Consider the following 24426-nt stretch of genomic DNA (forward strand, 5'->3'; position numbering starts at 1 on the left):
TTTATTCTCCACAGGCGCTAAGTTGAGGAAGTTGCACGGGCAGCGTCTGCGCATACAAACCGGCGCGTTTTACTGCATTAACTACCGCACGTGGCGTAATGGTTGCGCCAGTAAACTGGTCAAAGTCGCCGCCGTCTTTTTTCACCGCCCAGTGAGCGTCGTTACCCGCAGCGATCGTTTTGCCGCTAAAGTGGGTGATCCAGTCGGACAGTCGCAGTTCGATTTTATCACCCAGCCCTGGCGTTTCATGATGTTCGGTCACCCGCGTACCCAACACGGTACCCGAAAAATCGACACCAACCAGCAGTTGAATAGCCCCGGAATAACCATCTGGCGCCGTAGCTTCAAGAATGGCTGCAACGGGACGATCGTCCTGGCGGGCAATATAAACTCGGTGAGTGCCTTTACCCAACGCCTGCGCATCGACCAGATAACAACTTTCGGACAAGTTATTATTGTAGCGATCGCCTGGCAGAACCTGATCGAACAGCGTTTTTTGCTGCAGCGCGGCCTGTTCATCAATGGTGGACTTGGTTAATTGATTGATTGCCGCGGTTAACCCCGTCGAGCCCGCTGCAAACAGCGCCAGAGTAATACCGTGTTTACGAATCGTTTTCAGCATAGGGAGTCCTTAGCGATGTCCGTACACGCGAGGGCGGGTGTAATAATCAATCAGGGGAACCGTGATATTTGCCAGCAATACGGCAAAAGCCACACCATCAGGATAACCGCCAAAACTGCGAATCAACCACACTAACAGGCCCGCAAGTGCGCCAAAAATCAGGCGGCCACGGTTGGTTGTTGATGCTGTAACGGGATCGGTAAGAATAAAGAATGCACCCAGCATGGTCGCGCCGGAAAGTAGGTGCAACTGAGGCGAGGCCAGCGAATCTGGCGAGAAAATCCAGCCTAAAGTGGCACAAACGGCGAGCGACAGCAGGAAGCTAACCGGGATATGCCAGCGAATCGCTTTCTGCCATAGCAACACGACGCCGCCCACCAGCCAGGCAAGGTTAACCCACTGCCAGCCAGCGCCTGCAAGCATGCCGCTGTAGATTGGGTATTGCATCACCTGCTCAACAGTACGTCCCGCATGCAGCGAAGTCTTAAAGGTATCGAGAGGCGTTGCCTGACTGATACCATCAATACCCATACGCAGCGTGTTCATATCCCCGCCACTGGCGGTATGTCCGCTAAAGATAACGTTCAGGGCGTCAAAAAAGCCAGGCACAGTCGCCGCAATTTCATGCGGCGGCAGCCAGCTTGTCATCTGTACCGGGAATGAAATCAGCAGCACCACGTAACCAATCATGGCGGGGTTAAACGGGTTCTGACCGAGGCCGCCATACAGCTGTTTAGCAATGATAACGGCGAATACCGTGCCTAAAACTACCATCCACCAGGGGGCGAGCGGGGGAATACTCACGGCCAGCAGTAACCCGGTGAGCAACGCGGAGTTGTCTTTTAAAATCGCGACAATGGGTTGTTTGCGCAGTTTAAGCACGACCGCTTCGGCGGCGATAGCGCTGATGGCGGCCAGAACTATCTGGAACAACGTACCCCAGCCAAAGAACCACAGCTGAGCGGCGATCCCCGGCAATGCAGCCAGTAACACCAGCATCATGATACGCGATGTCTGGCGCTGGTTATGGGTATAAGGGGAGCTTGCTATTCTGAATACCATTTATTCCTCGTTTACAACCTGCTGCTGGGCGGCTTTCTTTGCCTGAGCGCGTGCAATAGCGGCCGCGACGGCGGCTTTACGCGGATCCACCGGTTCGGCCGTTTCCGTTACGGTTTCCTGTTCAAGCTTGCGGGCTTTGGCACGAGCGATTGCCGCTTCCACTGCAGCTGTACGCGGATCCACCGGTTCGGCTGTTTCCGTTACGGTTTCCTGCTCGAGTTTGCGGGCTTTGGCGCGGGCGATTGCAGCTTCCACTGCAGCTTTACGCGGGTCGACCTTTGTGCTGTTGCCTCCAGCTTGGGGAGGGTTTTCCATCCGGGTTGCGCGAGCTTGCGCCTTACGCGCCTCGCGTGCGGCAATCACGGCACTATTGTCAGGTTTTTCGCCAGCCTGAATGACTACCGGCTGCATTGCCTGAGCCTGCTTTTCTTTTACGCGAGCCAGCGCGGCGGCAATGGCATCATGATCTTTAGCCGCAGGCTGAACGGCAGCGCTTTTGTGACGTTCAAGACGGGCTGCTTTTTCACGTTCGAGTCGGGCCTGTCGGGCTTCAAATCGCGCTTTCGCTTCAGCGGCACGTTTTTCTTCCTGACTAATGGCATAAATCTCGGCTTTTTCCTGACGGAAATACTGAACCAGTGGAATATTGCTTGGGCATACCCAGGCGCAGGCACCGCATTCAATGCAGTCCGCGATATTGTGCGCCGTTGCTTTGTCGTGCTGCTGCCCTTTACTGAACCAATAAAGCTGTTGCGGCAGGAGATCGGCCGGACAGGCATCGGCGCATGCGCTACAGCGAATGCAGCCTTTCTCTTCCTGCGTTTCTCCCATTTCACTGGCAGAGGGCGCCAGAAGACAGTTGGTTATCTTCACCACCGGTACATCCAGCCACGGCAGCGTAAAGCCCATCAGCGGCCCGCCCATAATCACCATCTGGTCGGCGGAAGGGCAGAAGCCCGCGTCGTTGAGCAGATGACGAACCGGCGTGCCTAAACGCGCCCAGACGTTGCCCGGACGGCTGACGGCTTCGCCGGTCAGCGTCACGACACGTTCGGTAATCGGTTCTCCGTCAATCACCGCACGTTTAATCGCGTAGGCGGTTCCAACGTTTTGCATCAGCACGCCGATATCTGAGGAGCGTCCCCCGTGGGGAACCTGCTTGCCGGTCAGGATTTGCGTTAACTGTTTGGCCCCGCCTGACGGGTACTTGGTGGGGATCACGCGTAAGCTGATATCGTGTGAATCAGCCAGCACCGCGCGCAGCATGGAAATTGCCTGTGGCTTGTTATCTTCAATGCCCAGTAGAATTTCGCGTGGCTGAAGAATATGCGCCAGGATGCGGATACCTTCGACGACCTGCGCCGCGCAGTCCTGCATCAGGCGGTCATCAGCCGTAATGTACGGCTCGCATTCAGCAGCGTTAATGATCAGCGTTTCAATTTTATCTCCGCCGCCCTGCAGCTTAACGCCGGTGGGAAAACCCGCGCCACCCAGTCCGGCGACGCCGAACTGGTGAATACGTGCGATCAGCTCTTCCCGGCTGCGGGAACGGTAATCGGCCCAGCCATCTCGCTCAATCCAGCGATCTTCGCCATCGGCGTCAATAATAACGCTCAGCTCAGCTAATGCCGATGGATGTGCAGTAGAATGCGGCGCAATAGCAACAACGGTGCCTGACGTTGGCGCATGTACCGGAAGCATTTTACCACGCCCAAGGGTTAACGCCTGACCACGCAGCACGGTGTCGCCTACGTTTACGCACAGCTCACCCTCCGCGCCAATATGTTGTTTCAGCGGAATAACAAAGCGTGGCGCCAGCGGAACCTGTCGCAGCGGCGTACCGTTCGACTGGGTCTTCATTTCTGGTGGATGAATGCCGCCATCAAAGTCCCAGATTTTGTTTTTTCTGAATGCAGAGAATAACTTAAACATGTTGTTCCACGGGAATGATGCGCACAGGGATGGTGTTTAAATCCCATTTCCAGCTATCAGGTGTCTCGGCCACCGGGCGTAATTCGATACATTGCGTCGGGCACGGATCAACGCACAGGTTGCACCCGGTGCAGAGATCGCTCATCACCGTGTGCATGGCGCGGGTCGCGCCCACGATCGCATCAACCGGGCAGGCCTGAATGCACTTTGTACAACCGATACAGTTATTTTCATCAATGACCGCCAGCATACGCACGGGGGTAACATCGTGTTCATCACCATCAATCGGCTGCGGGTCGACGTTCAGCAGGGCGGCAATTTTTAACATCACCGCTTCGCCTCCGGGTGCGCAACGGTTGATTTTTTCGCCCTGGGAGCCGATCGCTTCAGCGTAAGGATGACAGCCCGGATAGCCGCATTGTCCACACTGGCTTTGCGGGAGAATTTCATCAATTTTCTCCACGACAGGATCATCTTCGACGGCAAAACGTCGTGAGGCGTAACCCAAAATAGCGCCGAACGCCAGACCCAGTAGACTCACTGCGGCAACGGCAATCCAGATAGCATTCATTACAACTTCACCAAACCACTAAAGCCCATAAAGGCCAATGACATTAAACCAGCGGTAATCAGCGCAATCGCATTACCGCGAAACGGAGCAGGCACGTCCGCCACGGCGAGGCGTTCGCGGATCGCGGCGAACAGTACCATCACCAGTGAGAAGCCGACGGCGGCGGAAAAACCGTATAGCGCCGACTGTAAAAAGTTATGACCGAGATTGATGTTCAGTAACGCCACGCCTAATACCGCGCAGTTAGTGGTGATCAGCGGTAGGAAGATCCCCAACAGGCGGTAAAGTGCAGGGCTGGTTTTGCGTACAACCATCTCGGTAAATTGCACGACGACGGCGATGACCAGAATAAAAGCCAACGTGCGCAGATAGATGAGATTGAGTGGAATGAGGATCCAGGTGTCAATCAGCCATGCGCAGATGGATGCCAGTGTCATGACAAACGTCGTGGCAAGGCCCATACCCATTGCGGTTTCCAGTTTTTTGGAAACGCCCATAAACGGGCAGAGCCCCAGAAACTTGACCAGTACAAAGTTATTGACCAGTACAGTTCCGACAAACAGCAGCAGGTAATCAGTCATTTTTCGGCCTGAAATAAAAAAGCCGCCTATTATCTGACAATCTACAACAGGCGACAACAGGTTAACTGTAGGGTTATTACGGATTCACAAACGTCGATTTAACGCGTTGCGAGCGTTTGAAATAGGGCACCAGCAGTGCTGCAGCCAGCAATGGGAACAGCAGTTGGCGCACGGCAAAGGCGTCCGGAACCGGTGAAAACGCAAACGCTTTAATCGCCAGTAACACGGAGATCAGCAGCCATAGAATATAATGCTTAGGCACACAGGCTCTGCGTTTGAAAAACGCAATCGTCAGCCACAGCGTGTAATACCACATGGCAATCGCGGTAATAAAAGAGACGCCCCATAACAGCAAATTTGCCGTACTTTGCGCACCCAGCGTTTGGAAGGTTTGCGGTGTAGCCAGCGCAGTGACATAAAGTAATAACGCCAGCGAAGCGCTCAACAATGCGACTAACAGCCAGGCCAGTGGCCCAAGTAGCCAGCCCCCGATACGTTGTGCCGGTGTGGTAGTCATCTCTTCTCCAGGTTTACGCGCGCAATCAAACATGCCATTCATTTTGGGGCAATTATTATAAAGCTTTTAACGTTGAGCGCTACTTTCTTCTTTATTGCACGTAATGCCAGACTGATTTGGGTACCTGACCAACATCAAACAGACGACCTCCTGAGATAAGCTCCGCACGGCGATGGTCTGCAGCGCGATACATATTGATAATGTCGCTATCGTCGGTGAGCGTGTAGTTAAGATGGTCGAACAGTTTTTCCAGACTTTCGAGTGAACTGATTTTGCGGAATTTTAATAAGTAATCCTGAACAGTCATAAATGGAAATCCATATTAATAAAATAATACCAACGGAGTAGTAAATATAAATAATAAACAACATGCACAGGTAAAAGCGGATTGACGCGCAAATGTGAGAAGAGTGTTCATACCTGTGGAAAAGCAGGCGCTATGCGCACCTGCGGTAAGGGTAACGCGCTTCGCTACAGCAGGCAATATGCACCGGAGTGGGATGCGGCATTATTCTCTTTTTTTGACAAAATTCGATCTTTTGCAGCCAAACCCTGCCGTTACTCGATGTTAATTGCCGGGTTATAAGGGACTGCAGATGCTTATTTCTTCTGAACAGCAGCAACGGGCTCCGGTGGCTGGTAATTGTCAATATGATTGGCAACACCCAGCAGGATCACAGAGACGGTGAGAACAATCCAACCTGCTAATTCAATAAGACGATTCATTACTGATGACATTTGCTTTGATTTATCCATAAACACAGGCTGCAAATGTTACTAATCTCTCAATAATACAGCAAGATAATTGGGAACGATTTCTCCCTCTTTTTCGCTGCAAGTTAAGCATAAGTGGCATATGTTTGACTTAAGTTAATAAACAACCTTTGTAGCGCAATGGTTATTAAACTATTGAGACGTTGCAGGGTATGGTGTGAAATAGATAAGTCCTGAATTGAGAGGCTATAACATGAGTGACAACATCCGCGTTGGGCTAATTGGCTATGGTTACGCCAGTAAAACCTTCCATGCTCCCCTGATTGTGGGCACACCGGGCCTCGAACTGGCTGCGGTTTCCAGTAGTGATGAAGCAAAAGTGAAGGCAGACTGGCCAACGGTGGCGGTTGTTGCTGAGCCTAAACACCTTTTTAACGATCCGAATATCGACCTGATTGTGATCCCCACGCCTAATGACACTCACTTCCCGTTAGCGAAGGCTGCGCTGGAAGCGGGCAAACATGTGGTTGTTGATAAGCCTTTCACCGTGACACTGTCACAAGCACGCGAACTGGATGCGTTGGCGCGTAGCCTTGGCCGTGTGCTGTCCGTTTTCCATAACCGCCGTTGGGACAGTGATTTTCTGACGTTGAAAGCCCTGCTGGCGGATGGCGTTTTGGGGGAGGTGGCGTATTTCGAATCCCATTTCGATCGATTCCGCCCGCAGGTTCGTGACCGCTGGCGTGAACAGGGGGGGCCGGGAAGCGGCATCTGGTATGATTTAGCTCCGCATCTTCTGGATCAGGCGATTAACCTGTTTGGTTTGCCCGTCAGCATGACGGTAGATCTGGCTCAGCTCCGCCCAGGTGCGCAAGCGACGGATTACTTCCATGCCATCCTGACTTACCCGCAGCGTCGTGTGATTCTGCACGGCACCATGCTCGCTGCCGCTGAGTCGGCCCGTTATATCGTGCACGGATCGCGTGGCAGCTATGTGAAGTATGGTCTTGACCCGCAGGAAGAGCGCCTGAAAAATGGCGAGCGACTGCCTCAGGAAGACTGGGGTTATGACATGCGCGATGGCGTGTTGACGCGAATAGAAGGCGAAGAGCAGGTTGAAGAGACCTGGCTGACTGTACCGGGTAATTACCCGGCGTACTATGCTGGCATTCGTGATGCGCTAAATGGTCATGGTGAAAACCCGGTACCGGCGAGACAAGCTATTCAAATCATGGAGCTGATTGAGCTGGGTCTTGAATCTGCGAAACATCGCTCGACGCTGTGCCTTGCCTGATTAGGCAAATGCCGGATGGTGATGCTCAGCATCTCATCCGGCACTTTAACCGTCACGCTGCGGCGACTTTCTCGCGCAGGGCACGTTTTTCTTCGTTACTCAGAAATGCCATTTCCAGGCCGTTGATTTGCGCCTGACGGATCTGTTCGCGCGTGAGTCCTGCCGCTGGCGCGGCAATGGTGTACTCGTGAATAATATCCACACCCTGTACCGCCGGATCGTCCGTATTCAAGCTGGCTAAAACGCCATGCTCAAGGAATGTTTTCAGCGGGTGGGTTGCCAGAGAGGCGACGGTGCTGGTCTGAATGTTCGATGTCAGGCAGGATTCGATGCCGATACGGTGTTCGGCGAGGTAATCCATCAATGCACGATCTTCAACGGCTTTTACGCCGTGACCAATACGTTCTGCGCCCAGCTCTTTAATAGCCTGCCAGATACTTTCTGGTCCCGCGGCTTCGCCCGCATGCACGGTAATACGCCAGCCGGCGTCGCGCGCCTGATTGAAATGCGACAGGAACAGACTGCCCGGGAAACCGAGTTCGTCACCCGCCAGATCCAGTGCCGTAATATGGTCACGGTGGGCTAACAGCGCATCCAGTTCCTGCAGGCAGGCGGCTTCGCCAAAGGTACGGCTCATAATGCCAATTAAGCGAGCTTCGACGCCAAAGGTCTTGCAGCCCTCGCGAACGCCGGCAATGACGGCTTCAACCACGCCCGCAACGGGGAGTTGATGTGCCATCGCCATATAGCCGGGTGAAAAACGTAATTCTACATAGTGCAGGCCGTTACGTGCTGCATCCTCAATATTCTCAAATGCCACGCGGCGACACGCATCCAGCGAGGCCAGTACCTTCACGCCCCAGTCGAGCTTGGATAAAAAGCTCACTAAATCCGGCTCAGTTGATGTGACTTGCACATGAGGGATCAGCGTTTCCAGCGTTTGTGCCGGAAGCGTTAAATTGAACTGACGACCCAGATCCAAGATCGTTTGGGCACGGATGTTACCATCAAGGTGGCGATGGACGTCGGTCAGGGGGAGGGAAGTATCAATCATGGTCGCACTCGTGTATTTAGGTAAAGTGCGTCGTATTATATGAAAAAATCGGGATAAAAAGCTATGTTGCGCAATGAATAATTTCATTGCGCAAACTTAATTAGCGTACAGAACGGATGGCGTTAATCAGCCCCTGAACGCCTTTTTCAAGCTTGGATCTTGGGCATCCGGCATTGAGACGTACAAAACCGCGACCTTCTTCTCCGTAGGTGTATCCCGGCATGATAGCCACTTTCTGCTGGTGGATGAGAACATCCTGCAAGGCATGGTCATCAATATTGAGCGGACGCAGGTCAATCCATGCCAGATAGGTGGATTGAGGAATCTGCCAGTTGAGTTCGGGGAATGCGGCATTAAGCTCACGCGCAACGTAATGCAGATTGCTGGCAAGATAATCGCGCAGCGCATCAAGCCAGCTTGCACCCTGTTGATAAGCGGCAATATGTGCGCTAAGCGCCAGCACCGCAGGCGAGGAAAGACCATCGCGGCCTTTTAACGCGCTGAGGTAATCGTTGCGGCTTTGAGCATCTTCAATGAGTCCGTAAGCCCCGGTTAATGCCGGAATATTAAAACTCTTTGAGCCGGAAGTGAGCAGTGCCCAACTGCCGCGCGCGACGTTACTCCACGGGATGTGCGGCCGGTCTGACCATACCATATCCATATGAATCTCATCGGAGATAACTTTTACACCATGGCGCTGACACAGTTCTGCCATGGTTTCCAGCTCGTCGCGCGTCCACACTTTGCCCGTTGGGTTTTGTGGGCTGCAAAGCAGAAGAATTTTGCTTTCAGGTCGAGACAGGGCTTTCTCCAGCGCAACCATGTCGCAAAACCAGCCGTCGGCGCGTTTTTCCAGTCCGACTGCGTGTACCTGGCGCTGATTACCTTCAATCGCTTTGTAAAACGCATCGTAAGCCGGAGTATGGATAACCACCGCATCGCCCACGGATGACCATTGGCGGATCAACTCCGACACCATATAGATGACCGAGGGGCCATATACCAGCGACTGAGGATCTATTTGAGTGTTATGTCGCGAAAGAAACCAATGGCTTATCGCCGCCAGAAACTCATCGTTTTTCCAGCGGCTGTAACCCAACACGCCATGTGACAGGCGCTGAGTCAGCGCCTCCAGAATGCAAGGTGCGGTGGCAAAATCCATATCGGAGATGGTGAATGGCAGCAGGTCGGCTGAACCAAAACGGTCGGCAACGTAATCCCACTGAGTACACCAGGTACCGTGCCTGTCCACAACCTTTGAAAAATCAAACATATTGTTGTCCTTAAGCCTGTACGGTGTTCATCAGAACCGCGATCTCGTCTTTCACTGACTGGACCTGCGGACCGATAACGACCTGAAGGTTATGCTGATTGAGTTGTACTACGCCAATGGCACGATTGTCCTTCAGAGCCTGTACGTTAACAAGCGACATATCGTTCACTGACAAGCGCAGACGGGTGATGCAATTATCCAGGCTGACAATGTTTTCCGCGCCGCCCAGCGCCGCCAGAATAGCAGGGACGTTGTAACCTGATTTACCAGGCGCTCCGGCCATTACTTTTTCGATATTGCTGGCAATTTCGACTTCACGGCCCGGCGTCTTCAAATTGAAACGCGTGATGGCGAAGCGGAAGATCACGTAGTACACCGCAAACCAGATAGCCGCGACAACAGGGACCAGGTACCACTTGGTGGACAATCCGTGCAGGATGCCGAACACCACGAAGTCAATCAGGTTACCGTCAGTGTTACCGATAGTGACGCCAAGCACTGCCATCACGGTGAAGCCAAGACCGGTTAGCAGGGCGTGGATTACATACAGAACCGGAGCGACGAACAGGAATAAGAACTCGAGTGGTTCAGTTGTACCGCCGATGACACAGGCAATCAGACCAGAAATTAATAACCCTTTAATTTTATGACGATTTTCAGGACGTGCGCAGTGGTACATGGCTAATGCTGCACCCGGTAAACCGCCGAGGAACGCCGGCATTTTACCCTGGGACAGGAAGCGTGTTGCGCTTTCAGAGAAACCTTGCGTTGTCGGGCAGCTCAGTTGAGCCTGGAAAATAGTCAGTGCGCCGCTCACGCTATGGCCGCAGACTTCCTGTGTGCCGCCAGCTTCGGTGAAGCGAATGAGTGCCACCAGAATATGGTGCAGGCCAAAAGGCAGCAACAGACGTTCACCGGTACCAAACAGCATAGGACCAAATTCCCCCGCGCTATTGATGATGTGACCGAGTCCGGTAATGCCCATGGCGAAAACCGGCCAAATCAGGGGAATGACCAGCCCGACCAATCCCATCACCACCGAGGAGATGATAGGCACAAAGCGCGTACCACCGAAAAACGCCAGCGCATCCGGCAGACGAATGTTGTGGAAGCGTTCATGCAGCATCCAGACAATGATCCCGGCAATAACGGCACCGAGGATCCCGGTGTCGATCGACTGGATCCCCAGAATGTTTTGCACGTTGTTGGCTTTCAGGATCGCCGCATCTGTGGTGGGTAAGATACCTTTGGCGGTTAACCAGAAATTGACGGCGAGGTTCATGACCGCATAACCGACAAAACCGGCAAACGCCGCAACGCCTTTGTTCTCGCGCGCCAGGCCCAGAGGAATGGCAATACAGAACATGACTGGCAGGAAGCTAAACGCAAATGAGCCAACTTTACTCATCCAGGTAAAGATGGCCTGAAGCACCGGATTCCCCAACGCCGGGATCAGCGTTAAGACATCATGGCTGCTCAACGAGCTGCCGATCCCCAACATGATCCCGCAAAATGAAAGCAGCGCTACAGGCAGCATAAAGGTTTTGCCCAACTGCTGGAAAAATTCCCATAACGTTATTTTTGGTGTGGTTCTCGCCGTCATCAAACGACTCCTTGTAAAGGCTAGCTGACTAATGATGGCGAGAAGATAAAACGTTTTACCTAATTTTAGTGCGGTATAAATCACATTATCGAACGATAATAGGGGGTATAAATATAAGTGATTGATAAAACGTTTTATCCGTCACGTTATCAGGGAGTTTTCTGTTTTTATGGCTATAGCCAAAAAAATAACCATCCATGATGTTGCGCTGGCTGCGGGGGTTTCGGTCAGCACCGTCTCATTGGTGCTCAGTGGAAAAGGGCGAATTTCATCAGCGACCGGGGAGCGGGTGAATGCTGCTATTGAGCAACTGGGGTTTGTGCGTAACCGCCAGGCATCAGCGCTGCGCGGCGGGCAGAGCGGAGTAGTTGGTTTGATTGTACGTGATCTTTCAACGCCGTTTTACGCCGAGCTGACGGCGGGTCTGACGGAAGCGTTGGAAGCGCAGGGGCGCATGGTCTTCTTACTGCACGGCGGTAAAGATGGGGAGCAGCTGGCGCAGCGTTTCGCGATGCTACTCAACCAAGGGGTGGATGGCGTGGTCATTGCCGGGGCCGCTGGCAGCAGTGATGCGCTGCAACAGTTGGCCGCTGATAAAGGGATCCCGGTGGTATTTGCATCACGCGCCAGCTACATGGATGACGCAGACACCGTCAGGCCCGATAACATACAGGCTGCACAGTTACTGGTTGAACATCTTATCCGCCACGGACACCAGCGTATTGCCTGGCTGGGCGGGCAGAGTTCTTCATTGACTCGCGCAGAGCGCGTCGGCGGTTATTGTGCAACCTTATTAAAATATGGTTTACCGTTTCATAGCGACTGGGTGCTGGAGTGTTCATCCAGCCAGAAGCAGGCCGCAGAAGAGGTAACGGCGCTGTTACGCCGCAATCCCACGATCAGCGCGGTGGTGTGCTACAACGAAATAATCGCCATAGGCGCCTGGTTTGGCCTGATGAGAGCGGGACGCCAGAGTGGTGAAATTGGTGTCGATCGCTATTTCGAACAGCAAATATCGTTGGCCGGATTCGCTGATGTGGCGGAAAACGCGTTGGACGATATCCCGATTACCTGGGCCTGTTCGCCCGCGCGTGAAATGGGATACACCCTTGCTGAACGTATGCTACAACGCATTGCCCACGATGAAGGTCATTCACGCAATCTGACGCTTTCCGCTCGTCTGGTGGCGGCGAAATAAAAAAGCCCGATAAACACTGTTATCGGGCCTGTCACTGACGAGTGATTATTGTTGCGGGATGGCAGGGGCATCCGGCTGTGTAAGAGAAGGCATACCGAACATACCAACAAACTCATCCAGCGGCATTTTTTGTCCGTTCAGCGTCACCTGGCCGTTTGCGTATTGCAGGCTGGTACCGATAACGTTGTCCTGCAAAGTCGTAATGCGGAACATCTGCCCCATCGCCGCCAGGCCATTAACCTGTTGCTTCGCCAGACCAGCCGCTTCTTCCTGCTGATATCCTTCCAGTTTGGCAATTTGCGTCATGAACTCAGTCGCCATATCGACAGGGATGGTCAGTTTCGCATCCAGCGATTTGACGGAACGATCCACTTCCTGGGCCAGCGTTTGCGTCTCCACCGTGTTTGCGGTCGGATCTTTTAGCAGCAGTGACAGATTAAATGTGGTTTCACCTTTTGCATTCTTCCAGCTCAGTGGAGCAATGGTGACAACCGGTTCGCCTTTCATCAAAATCGGTAGCGCACTAAAGAAGGCTTCGGTGACTTTCTGCTGATAAAGCTCAGGATTTTGCACCACATCAATCTGCGCCATCAGCGCTTTGGTTTGGGCGCTGTACTGCTGGCTGAACTGGTGCAGTGCTTCACCGTCAATCTGGCCAACTTTCAACGTCAGCTTACCGCTCCCCATATCCTGGCCCTGCAATTTAAGGCTGTTCAGGGTGTAATCCAACTGGCTGTTGACGGTTTTGCCATCGTTAATCAGATCGGATTTGCCATCGATACCCATGCCTTCCAGCACCGCCAACTCTTTGCCCTCAACTGAAATCGACAGTTTTTCGAGGGACAATTTCTGATCGCCGATGCGCTCACCAAAGCTTGCGATACTGCTGGAACCTTCAGTTTTCAGGTTATTGAAAGTAACTTGTACTTTCTGATCATACTCATTGACGGCATTAACCAGGCCACTTTGCGCCTCGCCAGTCAGCGACACCGCATTACCATCCTTATCAGCCGTAAACTGGAACTCCCCGCCGCTAAAGGCCACTTTTTCGTCGCCTTTCTCGTAGTTCAGCGGTTTGAGGGAGAGATCGGAACGGGTATCCCCACTGTAGCCAATACGGGAATTGATGATGAATGGCGTCTCACCTTTGGCAATATCAAACAGCGGTTTCGTCACGTCGTTATTGACCAGCGTCGTTTTCACGGAGGCCATTGCCGGAACAAGATTCAGTGATTTCAGCTGAGCCAGCGGGAAAGGACCGTGATCAACGGTTTCATTCAGGACGATGCTTTGTCCCGGTTTCAGCCAGGAATCTGCCTGCCCGGCAACAGGTTTCACCACCAACTGCAGTTGGCTATTGAACACGCCGCGCTGGTAGTTTTGATAACTCAGTTCAATGCCCGCCTCTGGGGAGTAGCGTTTTAACTGATCGTTTGCCTGCGTCACCATCTCGGCGAGATGCGTTTCGAGTTTCTTTCCTGTGTACCAGGCGCCGCCCGTCCAGACGATACCCAGTGCAACCACCACACCCGCAGCTACCAGCGATTTTTTCATTTTGATATCCATAAAATAAAACCAGGCGTTTGAAGACGCCTGGAGGAGTGACATGTCTTTAACTCACTACAGCTTAGCAAGAGTTGTTAAAAATATCAGTATCTTGCTACAGCTTGTTATAAACCCGAGCTAAACGGCCCGTGCCGCTGACGTTTACCGGCGATTCACTCGCGCTAATAAAGGCCGACTCACCCGGCTGCAGCACCAGACGCTGCTCGCCCTTGCTCAGCACGGCTTCACCTTCGATGCAGAACAAAATGGCCGCACTTTGCTGGTTGATATCTGCGCCATTGGCGGTCAGTTCATGCAAGGAGAACGCGAAATCGTCGACCGGAATGGGGAAGTCCAGTTCGCTGTCAGTCTTAACTGGCGTGGTCAGCAGTTGATTGGCTGGCTTGGCGACAAACTTAACGTTGGCGACCAGCTCCGGGATATCAATGTATTTTGGCGTCAGTCCGGCGCGCAGCACGTTGTCCGAGTTAGCCATTACCTCCAGCGCCACACCTTGCAGGTAGGCGTGTGGGGTTTCGGCAAATAAGAACATCGCTTCGCCAGGATTGAGTTTCACCACATTGAGCAGCAGCGGGGAGAAGAGCCCGCTGTCATTCGGATAGAAATCGGCGATCAGGCGAATGGTTTGCCACGGTTCACCCTGCTGGCTGTTCAGCGCCGATTTCAGGATCGCCAGCGCATGGGATTTCTCCTCATCCTGCATATTCAGCAAGCTGGCGAAAAGATAGCTCAGACGTTCCGCGCTCGGTTCCTGCAGGAAATGCGCAATAGCCGGATGCGCGGCGGACACCGGTTGTAACAATGCGACAATGTCTGAGAACTCGCGGAATGCGTTCATCGCCAGGAACGGCGTCAAAGCAAAAACCAGTTCCGGTTTGTGGTTAGGATCTTTGTAATTGCGCTCTGCGGCATCCATCGGGATCCCCGCCGCGTTTTCTTTGGCAAATCCGATTTCAGAGTTGTGCTTGTTAGGATGAACCTGAATCGAAAGAGGTTGCGCGGCGCACAGCACTTTAAACAGGAAAGGCAGTTCACCAAAGCGTTTCGCAACGGCATCGCCTAACAGTGCGGATTTATCGTGTTCGATGACATCACGCAGAGCGACCGTCTGGCCGTTAGCGTTCAGAACCTGCGAACTGCTTTTCGGATGCGCGCCCATCCACAGCTCAGCCATCGGTTGCTGATTGGGGTTGGCAATCCCATAAAGTTCCGTTAACGCAGTTTTACTTCCCCAGGCGTAGTTCTGCACTGAGTTGATGAGTTTTTGCATTCTCAAGCCCTGTTTCAATGTGGAATTTTCTACGGCTATTAAACCAAGAAACCCTGAGCGAAGTAACCTGCACATGTAAAAAGTCGTACTTGTCTCAGTTTTTGTTAAAAAATTGTGTAGGATATGGTGACTCGCTTTTAATACCCTGAGTAATTCCGGTTGCAGAAAGCCTTTCCTTCTACAACCCGACCTGCGGCAGGGAAGCAGGGCAATGGAACATCTGCCCAGAGAATAACCATACCGAGCAGTAAGTGAGAGCACAATGTCAAACAAACCCTTTCATTATCAGCATCCTTTCCCCCTCAAAAAGGATGATACCGAATACTATCTGCTGACCAGCGACCATGTCTCCGTTGCCGAATTTGAAGGGCAGGAGATTGTTAAAGTCGCGCCGCAAGCCTTAACGCTGCTGGCTCGTCAGGCCTTCCATGATGCCTCGTTTATGCTGCGTCCTGCGCATCAGCAGCAGGTGGCCGACATTCTGCGTGACCCGGAGGCCAGCGAAAACGACAAATATGTGGCCCTGCAATTCCTGCGGAATTCTGATATTGCGGCAAAAGGTATTTTGCCGACCTGTCAGGACACCGGCACTGCGATTATCGTGGGTAAAAAAGGTCAGCGCGTCTGGACCGGCGGCGGTGATGAAGCTGCGCTGGCGCGCGGTGTGTATAACACCTACATCGAAGATAACCTGCGCTATTCACAAAACGCCGCGCTGGATATGTATAAAGAGGTGAACACCGGTACCAACCTGCCGGCACAGATAGATTTGTATACCGTCGATGGCGATGAATACAAATTCCTGTGTATTGCCAAAGGCGGTGGTTCGGCGAACAAAACCTATCTGTACCAGGAGACCAAAGCGCTGCTCACGCCGGGCAAATTAAAAAATTACCTGGTTGAGAAGATGCGAACGCTGGGAACAGCGGCTTGCCCGCCGTATCACATTGCGTTTGTGATCGGTGGAACCTCAGCGGAAGCCACGCTGAAAACGGTGAAACTGGCGTCGGCTAAATATTACGATGAGCTGCCGACCGAAGGTAACGAACATGGTCAGGCATTCCGCGATGTGGAGCTGGAAAAAGAGCTGCTGATTGAGGCACAGAATTTGGGGCTGGGCGCGCAGTTCGGCGGGAAGTATTTCGCTCATGATATCCGCGTGATCCGCCTGCCGCGTCACGGTGCGTCGTGTCCGGTTGGTATGGGCGTTTCTTGCTCAGCCGATCGAAATATCAAAGCTAAGATCAACCGTGAAGGTATCTGGATCGAAAAACTGGAGCATAATCCAGGCAAATATATACCAGAAGAGTTGCGCCAGGCGGGAGAAGGCGAAGCGGTACGCGTTGACCTCAATCGTCCGATGAAAGAGATCCTGGCTCAGCTGTCGCAGTACCCGGTTTCTACACGTCTGTCGCTTAACGGTACCATTATTGTTGGCCGTGATATTGCGCATGCGAAACTGAAAGAACGGCTGGATAACGGCGAAAGTTTGCCGCAGTATGTTAAAGATCATCCGATCTATTACGCTGGCCCGGCAAAAACGCCGGAAGGCTATGCCTCTGGTTCGCTTGGACCAACCACGGCAGGGCGTATGGATTCGTATGTTGACCAGCTTCAGTCCGCAGGTGGCAGCATGATCATGCTGGCGAAAGGCAACCGCAGCCAGCAGGTGACCGATGCCTGTCATAAGCATGGCGGCTTCTACTTAGGCAGCATCGGCGGCCCGGCAGCGGTGCTGGCCCAGGGCAGTATCAAGAGTCTGGAGTGTGTGGAATACCCTGAACTGGGGATGGAAGCCATCTGGAAAATTGAAGTGGAAGATTTCCCGGCGTTTATCCTGGTGGATGACAAAGGCAACGATTTCTTCAAACAGATTCAGACGTCGCAGTGCGCACGCTGCGTTAAGTAACGTCAGCCGCCCTTCGGGGCGGTTTTTTTTTACCGCACGAACCACCAAACGACAGATTAATCCTCGTTAATACTCATAAGACCAATGCAAATGGGCAATGTCGAAACATAACCTAATCAATTGTTAATGTAAGGAGCAGGTAATGGTAACGGTACGCCGCGAGAATGATTCAATGGGGGCTATTGATGTTCCAGCCGATAAGCTTTGGGGCGCGCAAACCCAACGTTCGCTGGAGCATTTTCGTATCTCTACGGAGAAAATGCCGGTCTCGCTGATCCATGCGCTGGCGCTGACGAAACGCGCCGCAGCAAAGGTTAACCAGGATCTCGGGCTGCTGGCGGAGGATAAAGCCAGGGCTATTATGCAGGCCGCAGATGAGGTGTTGGCGGATAAACACCGCGATGAGTTTCCGCTGGCCATCTGGCAAACCGGGTCAGGTACGCAAAGCAATATGAACATGAACGAGGTGCTGGCAAACCGGGCCAGCGAGTTGCTGGGCGGCGTGCGGGGGATGGAACGGAAAGTTCACCCCAACGATGATGTTAATAAAAGCCAAAGCTCGAATGATGTGTTCCCGACCGCAATGCACGTTGCCGCGCTGCTGGCGCTGCGTAACTCACTGATCCTGCAGTTAAATGTGTTAACCAAAACGCTCAGTGATAAATCACACGCTTTCGCGGATATCGTCAAAATCGGTCGTACACATCTGCAAGATGCAACCCCGCTTACGCTTGGCCAGGAGATTTCCGGCTGGGTGGCAATGCTTGAACATAACCTCAGACACATTGAAAACAGCTTACCCCACGTGGCGGAACTGGCGCTGGGAGGAACCGCGGTAGGGACCGGACTGAACACGCATCCGGAATATGCCCGTCGGGTCGCGGATGAATTGCGGGACATTACCTGTGCGCCGTTCGTTACCGCACCGAATAAATTTGAAGCGCTAGCTACCTGCGATGCACTGGTTCACGCCCACGGCGCGCTAAAAGGGTTGGCGGCATCGCTGATGAAAATCGCCAACGATGTGCGCTGGCTGGCATCCGGTCCGCGTTGCGGGATTGGCGAAATTTCGATTCCAGAAAATGAACCGGGCAGCTCCATTATGCCGGGTAAGGTCAATCCTACCCAGTGTGAAGCGCTCACCATGCTTTGCTGTCAGGTAATGGGCAACGATGTCGCCATCAACATGGGCGGAGCGTCAGGTAATTTTGAGCTCAACGTTTACCGACCAATGGTCATCCACAATTTCTTGCAGTCGGTGCGTCTGCTGGCTGACGGTATGGAAAGCTTTAACGAGCACTGCGCGACAGGGATCGAGCCCAATCGTGAACGAATCGATCAACTGCTCAACGAGTCGCTAATGCTGGTGACCGCGCTCAATACCCATATCGGTTATGATAAAGCCGCTGAAATTGCCAAAAAGGCGCACAAAGAGGGGCTGACGTTAAAAGCCTCCGCCCTGGCGCTGGGGTATCTAACCGAAGCGGAGTTTGACAGCTGGGTACGCCCGGAACTGATGGTTGGCAGTATGCGGCCAGGCAGTTAATCCGCAACGTAGTACAGGTGCAGCCGGGGAATAATCAATCTCAACGGCTGCGCCTGAGGTTTATAACGATGCTGAACATTGTCGGCATCATAATTCAGTAACTCGCCGATATCTGGTACGGTCATGCCGTTTTCATTGTTGAGCAACGCGATCAAGGGCGTCGGGCAGGCATATTGCACCTGCTTTTGTTCTCCTTTGTACCAGACGCGGGCGATGGGCTGCACTTTTACCGGCCGTTTAATCTTCAGGCGCGCCTGCTGGCCCAGGGCGGCGACATCCTGATATTCCCGTTCAAGCTTCGCCTGCCACTCTTCCCGCGTCCAGGGATGTACGCTGCGCGGCGACGTCAGGCTTTTTTCCAGTTGCTGTAGTACTTCATCGCGTTTCAGATTTTTAATAATGTGTTTGTTGGCCCAGCCAAATCGCAGGGTGGCAGGCTCTCTGACAAGGGTGAGCGTACGATAGGCATTCAGCGTAATCAGTCCCGGCAGGTGGCGATGCACCCATTCGAAACGCGCTGCCGGTGCCAGCCCTGATTCCACCGTGACAATGCGCTCGAAGGTGGTTTTTAGCTGGTTAATACGCTGTATTTGCTCTTCCAGAGCGCGCTGAGCTGCGTTATCTACCTGATAACACAGTACGCCTGGCAGGCGGACGGCCGCTTTGCTGCTACGATTCTCGGACTGTTGCTGGATAAACAGATGACGATAGTGGCGTAGCGCCAGCGTTTCAGCCTCTTTACCTAAATGTTGCTTAACATCAATGTTCTGCAGTGGGGCATGCTCTGCCTCTTTGGCCACTTCCGGTAACGAGAAGACGCGCGCAATCAGCAGCGTCTGCTGCAACAGATTGTCGTTCAGAAGCGCCAGCTCTTGCTCCATCTGGCGGAAGGTGCCGTTCAGGCGGTCGACGAGATCGTAACGGGCCATAGATTTACCATTTTAGTTACAACATACTTTTTTATAGCACAACCTCCACCATTTGACCACCGAGCCGAATGGGTCAGGCAGCTGAAATTTCAGGAATGTTATGCCAGACGGGCCAACTGAAACAAAAGCGGGCGCCGCCGAGTTCACTTTCATCACAAACGACCGTACCGCCCATAGCCAATGCGATCGAGTGAACAATGGCTAGCCCAAGCCCGCAACCACCAGTCGCCCGGTCACGGCTGGGGTCAAGGCGTACAAACGGTTCAAAAACCTGTTCGCGGGCGTCTGGAGCAATACCGGGACCGTCATCTTCCACAACCAGCGTCGCCTGATTACCATTCAATAACAGGCTCGCTTGCACCGTAGACTGGCAATAGCGCAGGGCGTTATTCAGTAGATTATCCAGTACGCGCTCCATCAGGCGCATATCCAGCGCGCCGTAGTCGCCAATATTAAGATGGCGTAAGCGCACCGCACGCTCAGGGTTTACGCTTTGCACATCCTCCAGATGGGTTGTCAGCCAAACGGCCAGGTCTGGTACGCTGAGCTTCAGTTCATTTTGCGGGCGGTCCAGCCGGGCATAGGTCAGTAATTCTTCGATTAACCCTTCCAGTTGGCCAATATCGCGATTTAGCGCCTGGGATTCCTGCGCGGTGAGGTTATCACTCATTTCCAGCCGGTAACGTAAGCGTACCAGTGGGGTACGAAGCTCATGGGCAATGCCATCGATAAGTTGTTTCTTACTGGCGATTAGCGCATTGATATTGTCTGCCATCTGGTTAAACGCGATACCCAATCGCTCAAAGCTGGAACCGCTGTCAAAATGGAGGCGTTCGCCCAGATGTCCTTCCCCAAAACGCTGTGCAGCAGCTTCCAGTCGCAGCATTTCCTGCCAGTGCGGACGCATCCAGATAAGTACCGGAAAGGCCAGCGAGATGGCAATAAATGCCATCAACGCGATGTCCAGCAAGCGCATTTGATGAAGAAAATAGAGATAGGGAAGTGGGCCGACGGCCAGCACGTAATGGCTGCGTGGGATCCGTTGAATAAATGTGTATTGATCGTCAAGCGCCACGATATCGCCTTCGCGCAAACGTTGCATTGTTTGAACGTCCAGCGTGTACTTATTTAACGGTTCAACGCGCAGGTCAAAGGAGAGGTTCAAATCCATCTCCTTCAGCGTTTTACCCCAGTCACGTGGCGGGATCTCGCGAAGCTCGCTGCGCATCAGGTATAACGAGCTTTTCATTAAATCGTCGAGCGATTGTCTGCCTGCGCGCTCTGCGGTGAATTTATAGACCAGGCCGACCAGCAGGGTCATCACCAGAAAGCAGACAAACAGCAGGAGATAAAACTGTACAAACAGCTTCTTCATAAAAAATCACCGAATACATAATATAATGCTCACCGATACTCTCAAAATTGCTGTGATATAAAAATATGAATTTCAATCGCTGTTGTTATTTACTACTCATTTTCGCAGCGTTAGGCTGCATTTTCACCTCGCATCCCTTTGTTATATGGTTTTTGCTCGCCAACATACTGACGTTGGCAATGTACGGTGCGGATAAAATGGCAGCGCGCAGGGCCTGGCGCCGAGTGCCGGAGTCCACTTTGCTGCTGTTTGGCGTTGTTGGCGGGTGGGGTGGCGCGATAGCCGCTCAACAACTCTTTCGCCATAAAACACAAAAACAGCCATTCAAAACCTACTTTATTATCAGTGTGATAGTTAATGTGTCTGTCATCGGAGCGGCCTATCATTTCTATCCCATTTCATCCTGGTGAACGTCAGTGACAGGCAGCCTGCTTACTTGAGACAGGAAACGTACTTTTCACCTGAGCGCTGCACGATGTCATCGGCATTTTTCGTTATGTCTTTCCCTTCAAACGCGCCATAGAGTTGCTTAAATTTCACCGTACTCAGGCGGTGGGTAATGTCGCTGACCGTTGCGGCTGGCAGTGGCAACATATTGGGGTAGCTCCACATAAAGGAGACGGCATGCGCCCCAGGGGTGACCTGAACGATATCGCCGGAAAGCACCACGCCTTCATCTCGCGCCCAGTGCAGAACGCAGCCGCCAGCAAAGTGTCCGCCAAGGCGTATCACACTGACGTCGCGTGTCAGTTCCAGGGTGTCGCCATCCCAAAATTTTATCCACGAGCTGTCGCGCATTACCCACTTGCGGTCATTGGCATGGAGATAAATGGGAGCGTTAAATTCGTCAGCCCAGTCTTGCATGGTGGTGTAGTAATGAGGATGCGAAATCGCGATGGCCTTAAGCCCGCCCAGGGACGTTATTAGCATTTTTGTGGCGTCGTCGAGCGTGGCAATGCAGTCCCATAAAATATTGCCTTCCGGAGTACGCAGAATAAACGCCCGTTGATCAATTGCAAAACCAGGAACGGTGCGGATGCTGAGGAGGTCGCTGTCATGTTGCCGCCACTTATTTGTGTGCGAAGCACAAAGTGCGGCAAAATCGACCCATTCCTGCCCGGTCGCGGGGACATACTGACGTTCGTCCTGGCAGATATCGCAATGTTCAGGAAGGGCGTCTGCCACCTCATAGGATGTTCCACAGGCTTTGCATAACGTGATCATCGTGTCTTCCTCTATTGAAAAAACACAGTCAGCATGGCACACCGATACGCAAGGGTGTGCCCTTTAGTGCTCTACACGATAAGCCAGGAATGGTGGGCGTGGGTCGTTGTGGCCCAACCAGCAGAAAGCAGGAATAATGTCTACACCGTCCCTGTCGAGGGTCATTTCCGGCGAAAAAATGAGGATAATGTTTGGAAAATAGTCTGTTCAACTCCTGGCTCAGCCGTTGGGGACTTACTCCTGATGGCCAACCGCTTGAGACGCACACATCACAGCTTTTGCCCGTGGTGACCAAAGATGGTCAGAAAGCCATACTCAAACTCACCGACGATGACAGTGAACGAAACGGCTGCGAACTAATGGTCTGGTGGAACGGGAATGGTGCTGCGAAAGTGCTTGCTCATGCAGCAGGGGCGATTCTGTTAGAACGTGCAACAGGGGCGGGGTCTTTAGCGGACATGTCCTGGTCCGGCAATGATGCGCAGGCCTGTCGCATTATTTGCCATGCAGCCAGTCGACTCCATCTCCCCCGGAATGCGTCAACGCCTGCGTTAACACCGCTACTTTATTGGTTTCGCGATCTGGCTCCTGCCGCAAAAAAGCATGGCGGCATCCTGACGCATTGTGCAGAGGTGGCAAACGTATTGCTCTCCTCTCCCCAGAATGAAGTCGTATTGCACGGTGACTTACACCACGGCAATATTCTTGATTTCGGAACGAAAGGATGGCTGGCTATCGATCCTAAAGGGCTGGTGGGCGAGCGTGGCTTTGATTACGCCAATATTTTTACTAATCCCGATCTTGCCGACCCCACCAAACCTGTCGTCATTGAGCCAGAAAAATTCACACAACGGGTAAATATTGTGTCTGAAATCGCGAGGATTGAACGGCAGCGTTTGCTGATGTGGATTATTGCCTGGTGTGGGTTGTCGTCTGCCTGGTTTCTGCAAGAAGGAGACTGCGCCACGATACCCCTGCGCATCGCAGAGTTAGCGAGCGCGGAACTCGCTTTTGGGGATAATCAATTTTGATCTACGACACTGGGCTGGTAATTCTTTAGAGTTATCATTAGCCTGGTAAATGTTTTATTAATCAATCAGTGAACGGCGGTGTGGTGTGTTGTTTAGCGAAAATTTGACAGGCTGTGAGCAATGAACGCATTGTTTTTTTTATTAAAAAAACGCCCGAACATTATTTTGTTGCTGGTCTTACTCATCGGGGCAAACATCGTGGCGTGGCTGTGGGCTTTCACCGTGTTTAGCAACAACACGTCGTTACTGGCGCTTAGTCTGATCGCATGGTGCTATGGTTTGCGCCATGCTGTTGATGCCGATCATATCGCCGCGATAGATAGCGCTACGCGCAAACTTATGCAGCAGAAAAAACGCGCCCTGACGACGGGAGCCTGGTTTTCCCTGGGGCATTCCACCATTGTGGTACTGGCAAGCATTGGCATTGCGTTGACCACCAGCGTGTTTAAGCAACACATGGCATGGTTTCAGAATGTCGGCGGTCTGATTGGTACCACGGTCTCTGCCGTATTTCTGCTGATTCTGGCTACCATTAATCTCGTTATTTTCTGTCATGTCTGGAAGGCTTTTCGTCATCTAAAACGCACCGGTACTTACGATGGCACCACAGAGGAAATGACAGTTTCAGGCCCGCTGAACTGGCTTTTCCGCTCGGCGTTTCGGCTGGTAGGCAAAGACTGGCATATGTATTTTGTCGGCTTTTTGTTTGGCCTGGGTTTTGATACCGCTACTGAAATTTCTCTGCTCGGAATTTCAGCTTCAAGCGCGTCCAGTGGCATGTCGGTGTGGTCAATTCTCGTGTTCCCGGCGCTGTTTACCTGCGGCATGGCGCTGATTGACTGCCTCGACAGTATCCTGATGGTTGAGGCCTACGGATGGGCATTCAATAAGCCGCAGCGTAAGCTCTATTACAATATGACCATCACCGGGACCTCGGTAATTGTTGCGCTTTTTATTGGCGGGCTGGAGGCGCTGGGGCTTCTCTCTGACGCATTTTCGCTCCAGGGAGGTTTGTGGGATACCGTCAGCGAGTTGAGTGACCATATGGGGAATGTCGGGTTTGCGATTATTGGCGTCTTTATCGGCTGCTGGATTATTTCTGCAATAAATTACCGTTGGAAAAAATACGACGGGCTGACGTTTAGTTGACACAAA

23 protein-coding genes are annotated in these 24426 nt (G+C 52.6%); 7 read left to right on the forward strand and 16 right to left on the reverse strand.

Annotated elements, in window-relative coordinates; all coding sequences use genetic code 11:
- Position 1: 1 nt before the first annotated feature.
- From rsxG to blr, 8 genes are all read right to left on the reverse strand, one after another.
- A complete protein-coding gene (gene rsxG / locus BZK42_RS03460; RefSeq protein WP_047417619.1) occupies positions 2 to 622 on the reverse strand; it encodes an electron transport complex subunit RsxG in 621 nt (206 codons plus the stop codon).
- Between the two features lie 9 nt (positions 623 to 631).
- Positions 632 to 1684 (reverse strand): electron transport complex subunit RsxD, encoded by a 1053-nt coding sequence (gene rsxD, locus BZK42_RS03465; protein ID WP_016153007.1) that lies wholly within the window; start codon positions 1682 to 1684, stop codon positions 632 to 634.
- Positions 1685 to 3616, reverse strand: coding sequence for an electron transport complex subunit RsxC (gene rsxC / locus BZK42_RS03470; RefSeq protein WP_080858755.1), 1932 nt, complete (start codon positions 3614 to 3616; stop codon positions 1685 to 1687).
- Positions 3609 to 4187, reverse strand: a complete 579-nt coding sequence (gene rsxB / locus BZK42_RS03475; RefSeq protein WP_006684670.1) for an electron transport complex subunit RsxB — start codon at positions 4185 to 4187, stop codon at positions 3609 to 3611. Before rsxB ends, rsxC begins: the two co-directional genes overlap by 8 nt.
- Positions 4187 to 4768, reverse strand: coding sequence for an electron transport complex subunit RsxA (rsxA, locus tag BZK42_RS03480; protein WP_003029144.1), 582 nt, complete (start codon positions 4766 to 4768; stop codon positions 4187 to 4189). Before rsxA ends, rsxB begins: the two co-directional genes overlap by 1 nt.
- A gap of 76 nt (positions 4769 to 4844) precedes the next feature.
- On the reverse strand, positions 4845 to 5285 hold the full coding sequence (locus BZK42_RS03485) for a DUF2569 domain-containing protein (RefSeq protein WP_016153009.1): 441 nt from the start codon (positions 5283 to 5285) through the stop codon (positions 4845 to 4847).
- Between the two features lie 91 nt (positions 5286 to 5376).
- A complete protein-coding gene (gene ydgT, locus BZK42_RS03490) occupies positions 5377 to 5592 on the reverse strand; it encodes a transcription modulator YdgT (protein WP_003832804.1) in 216 nt (71 codons plus the stop codon).
- A gap of 293 nt (positions 5593 to 5885) precedes the next feature.
- On the reverse strand, positions 5886 to 6011 hold the full coding sequence (gene blr / locus BZK42_RS03495) for a division septum protein Blr (protein ID WP_019076739.1): 126 nt from the start codon (positions 6009 to 6011) through the stop codon (positions 5886 to 5888).
- A 241-nt stretch (positions 6012 to 6252) separates the two neighbouring features.
- Between blr and BZK42_RS03500 the strand changes: the two genes are divergently transcribed.
- Positions 6253 to 7293 carry an oxidoreductase gene (locus BZK42_RS03500; RefSeq protein WP_016153010.1) on the forward strand — a complete coding sequence of 347 codons (1041 nt, stop codon included), beginning with the start codon at positions 6253 to 6255 and terminating at the stop codon, positions 7291 to 7293.
- A 52-nt stretch (positions 7294 to 7345) separates the two neighbouring features.
- Here BZK42_RS03500 and add read toward each other — a convergent pair whose 3' ends face one another.
- From add to malX, 3 genes are all read right to left on the reverse strand, one after another.
- Positions 7346 to 8347, reverse strand: a complete 1002-nt coding sequence (add, locus tag BZK42_RS03505; protein WP_016153011.1) for an adenosine deaminase — start codon at positions 8345 to 8347, stop codon at positions 7346 to 7348.
- A gap of 100 nt (positions 8348 to 8447) precedes the next feature.
- A complete protein-coding gene (locus BZK42_RS03510) occupies positions 8448 to 9620 on the reverse strand; it encodes a MalY/PatB family protein (RefSeq protein ID WP_047358427.1) in 1173 nt (390 codons plus the stop codon).
- Positions 9621 to 9630: 10 nt separating this feature from the next.
- Positions 9631 to 11223, reverse strand: a complete 1593-nt coding sequence (gene malX, locus BZK42_RS03515; protein ID WP_080858756.1) for a maltose/glucose-specific PTS transporter subunit IIBC — start codon at positions 11221 to 11223, stop codon at positions 9631 to 9633.
- Positions 11224 to 11392: 169 nt separating this feature from the next.
- Here malX and BZK42_RS03520 point away from each other — a divergent pair, with 169 nt between their 5' ends.
- Entirely contained in the window at positions 11393 to 12421 is a 1029-nt protein-coding gene (locus BZK42_RS03520) for a Mal regulon transcriptional regulator MalI (protein WP_080858757.1), read from the forward strand.
- A gap of 45 nt (positions 12422 to 12466) precedes the next feature.
- Here the strand turns inward: BZK42_RS03520 and BZK42_RS03525 are convergent, their stop codons facing one another.
- Positions 12467 to 13975, reverse strand: a complete 1509-nt coding sequence (locus BZK42_RS03525) for a YdgA family protein (protein ID WP_080858811.1) — start codon at positions 13973 to 13975, stop codon at positions 12467 to 12469.
- Positions 13976 to 14081: 106 nt separating this feature from the next.
- Positions 14082 to 15257, reverse strand: a complete 1176-nt coding sequence (gene manA / locus BZK42_RS03530) for a mannose-6-phosphate isomerase (RefSeq protein WP_080858758.1) — start codon at positions 15255 to 15257, stop codon at positions 14082 to 14084.
- Positions 15258 to 15519: 262 nt separating this feature from the next.
- Between manA and fumB the strand changes: the two genes are divergently transcribed.
- Together fumB and fumC are read left to right on the forward strand one after the other, a co-directional pair.
- Positions 15520 to 17166: a class I fumarate hydratase gene (fumB, locus tag BZK42_RS03535; RefSeq protein ID WP_016153017.1), complete on the forward strand. Its 1647-nt coding sequence runs from the start codon at positions 15520 to 15522 to the stop codon at positions 17164 to 17166.
- A gap of 142 nt (positions 17167 to 17308) precedes the next feature.
- Positions 17309 to 18712 (forward strand): class II fumarate hydratase, encoded by a 1404-nt coding sequence (gene fumC / locus BZK42_RS03540; protein WP_053389100.1) that lies wholly within the window; start codon positions 17309 to 17311, stop codon positions 18710 to 18712.
- Here the strand turns inward: fumC and tus are convergent.
- Together tus and rstB are read right to left on the reverse strand one after the other, a co-directional pair.
- Positions 18709 to 19641 (reverse strand): DNA replication terminus site-binding protein, encoded by a 933-nt coding sequence (gene tus, locus BZK42_RS03545; protein WP_080858759.1) that lies wholly within the window; start codon positions 19639 to 19641, stop codon positions 18709 to 18711. The two genes, fumC and tus, sit on opposite strands and share 4 nt — an antisense overlap.
- Positions 19642 to 19714: 73 nt before the next feature.
- Complete coding sequence (gene rstB, locus BZK42_RS03550) at positions 19715 to 21016, reverse strand: two-component system sensor histidine kinase RstB (RefSeq protein ID WP_016153020.1); 1302 nt, start codon at positions 21014 to 21016, stop codon at positions 19715 to 19717.
- 65 nt (positions 21017 to 21081) lie between these two features.
- On the opposite strand from rstB, the gene BZK42_RS03555 reads away from it, so the two are divergent.
- Positions 21082 to 21426 (forward strand): DUF1294 domain-containing protein, encoded by a 345-nt coding sequence (locus BZK42_RS03555; RefSeq protein WP_049041453.1) that lies wholly within the window; start codon positions 21082 to 21084, stop codon positions 21424 to 21426.
- Between the two features lie 22 nt (positions 21427 to 21448).
- On the opposite strand, the gene BZK42_RS03560 is transcribed toward BZK42_RS03555, so the two are convergent.
- A complete protein-coding gene (locus BZK42_RS03560) occupies positions 21449 to 22240 on the reverse strand; it encodes an MBL fold metallo-hydrolase (protein WP_046276333.1) in 792 nt (263 codons plus the stop codon).
- A gap of 191 nt (positions 22241 to 22431) precedes the next feature.
- Here BZK42_RS03560 and BZK42_RS03565 point away from each other — a divergent pair, with 191 nt between their 5' ends.
- Both BZK42_RS03565 and BZK42_RS03570 read left to right on the forward strand, forming a co-directional pair.
- Complete coding sequence (locus tag BZK42_RS03565) at positions 22432 to 23271, forward strand: aminoglycoside phosphotransferase family protein (protein ID WP_046276332.1); 840 nt, start codon at positions 22432 to 22434, stop codon at positions 23269 to 23271.
- 120 nt (positions 23272 to 23391) lie between these two features.
- Entirely contained in the window at positions 23392 to 24420 is a 1029-nt protein-coding gene (locus BZK42_RS03570; protein ID WP_080858760.1) for a HoxN/HupN/NixA family nickel/cobalt transporter, read from the forward strand.
- Positions 24421 to 24426: the final 6 nt, after the last annotated feature.

Source organism: Citrobacter braakii (assembly GCF_002075345.1).
In the GTDB taxonomy this organism is placed as follows: domain Bacteria; phylum Pseudomonadota; class Gammaproteobacteria; order Enterobacterales; family Enterobacteriaceae; genus Citrobacter; species Citrobacter braakii.

Bases quoted from the DNA above. Each gene is read 5' to 3' on its own strand.
- rsxG (WP_047417619.1), bottom strand. From the start codon at position 622: ATGCTGAAAACGATTCGTAAACACGGTATTACTCTGGCGCTGTTTGCA.
- rsxD (WP_016153007.1), bottom strand. From the start codon at position 1,684: ATGGTATTCAGAATAGCAAGCTCCCCTTATACCCATAACCAGCGCCAG.
- rsxC (WP_080858755.1), bottom strand. From the start codon at position 3,616: ATGTTTAAGTTATTCTCTGCATTCAGAAAAAACAAAATCTGGGACTTT.
- rsxB (WP_006684670.1), bottom strand. From the start codon at position 4,187: ATGAATGCTATCTGGATTGCCGTTGCCGCAGTGAGTCTACTGGGTCTG.
- rsxA (WP_003029144.1), bottom strand. From the start codon at position 4,768: ATGACTGATTACCTGCTGCTGTTTGTCGGAACTGTACTGGTCAATAAC.
- BZK42_RS03485 (WP_016153009.1), bottom strand. From the start codon at position 5,285: ATGACTACCACACCGGCACAACGTATCGGGGGCTGGCTACTTGGGCCA.
- ydgT (WP_003832804.1), bottom strand. From the start codon at position 5,592: ATGACTGTTCAGGATTACTTATTAAAATTCCGCAAAATCAGTTCACTC.
- blr (WP_019076739.1), bottom strand. From the start codon at position 6,011: ATGAATCGTCTTATTGAATTAGCAGGTTGGATTGTTCTCACCGTCTCT.
- BZK42_RS03500 (WP_016153010.1), top strand. From the start codon at position 6,253: ATGAGTGACAACATCCGCGTTGGGCTAATTGGCTATGGTTACGCCAGT.
- add (WP_016153011.1), bottom strand. From the start codon at position 8,347: ATGATTGATACTTCCCTCCCCCTGACCGACGTCCATCGCCACCTTGAT.
- BZK42_RS03510 (WP_047358427.1), bottom strand. From the start codon at position 9,620: ATGTTTGATTTTTCAAAGGTTGTGGACAGGCACGGTACCTGGTGTACT.
- malX (WP_080858756.1), bottom strand. From the start codon at position 11,223: ATGACGGCGAGAACCACACCAAAAATAACGTTATGGGAATTTTTCCAG.
- BZK42_RS03520 (WP_080858757.1), top strand. From the start codon at position 11,393: ATGGCTATAGCCAAAAAAATAACCATCCATGATGTTGCGCTGGCTGCG.
- BZK42_RS03525 (WP_080858811.1), bottom strand. From the start codon at position 13,975: ATGAAAAAATCGCTGGTAGCTGCGGGTGTGGTGGTTGCACTGGGTATC.
- manA (WP_080858758.1), bottom strand. From the start codon at position 15,257: ATGCAAAAACTCATCAACTCAGTGCAGAACTACGCCTGGGGAAGTAAA.
- fumB (WP_016153017.1), top strand. From the start codon at position 15,520: ATGTCAAACAAACCCTTTCATTATCAGCATCCTTTCCCCCTCAAAAAG.
- fumC (WP_053389100.1), top strand. From the start codon at position 17,309: ATGGTAACGGTACGCCGCGAGAATGATTCAATGGGGGCTATTGATGTT.
- tus (WP_080858759.1), bottom strand. From the start codon at position 19,641: ATGGCCCGTTACGATCTCGTCGACCGCCTGAACGGCACCTTCCGCCAG.
- rstB (WP_016153020.1), bottom strand. From the start codon at position 21,016: ATGAAGAAGCTGTTTGTACAGTTTTATCTCCTGCTGTTTGTCTGCTTT.
- BZK42_RS03555 (WP_049041453.1), top strand. From the start codon at position 21,082: ATGAATTTCAATCGCTGTTGTTATTTACTACTCATTTTCGCAGCGTTA.
- BZK42_RS03560 (WP_046276333.1), bottom strand. From the start codon at position 22,240: ATGATCACGTTATGCAAAGCCTGTGGAACATCCTATGAGGTGGCAGAC.
- BZK42_RS03570 (WP_080858760.1), top strand. From the start codon at position 23,392: ATGAACGCATTGTTTTTTTTATTAAAAAAACGCCCGAACATTATTTTG.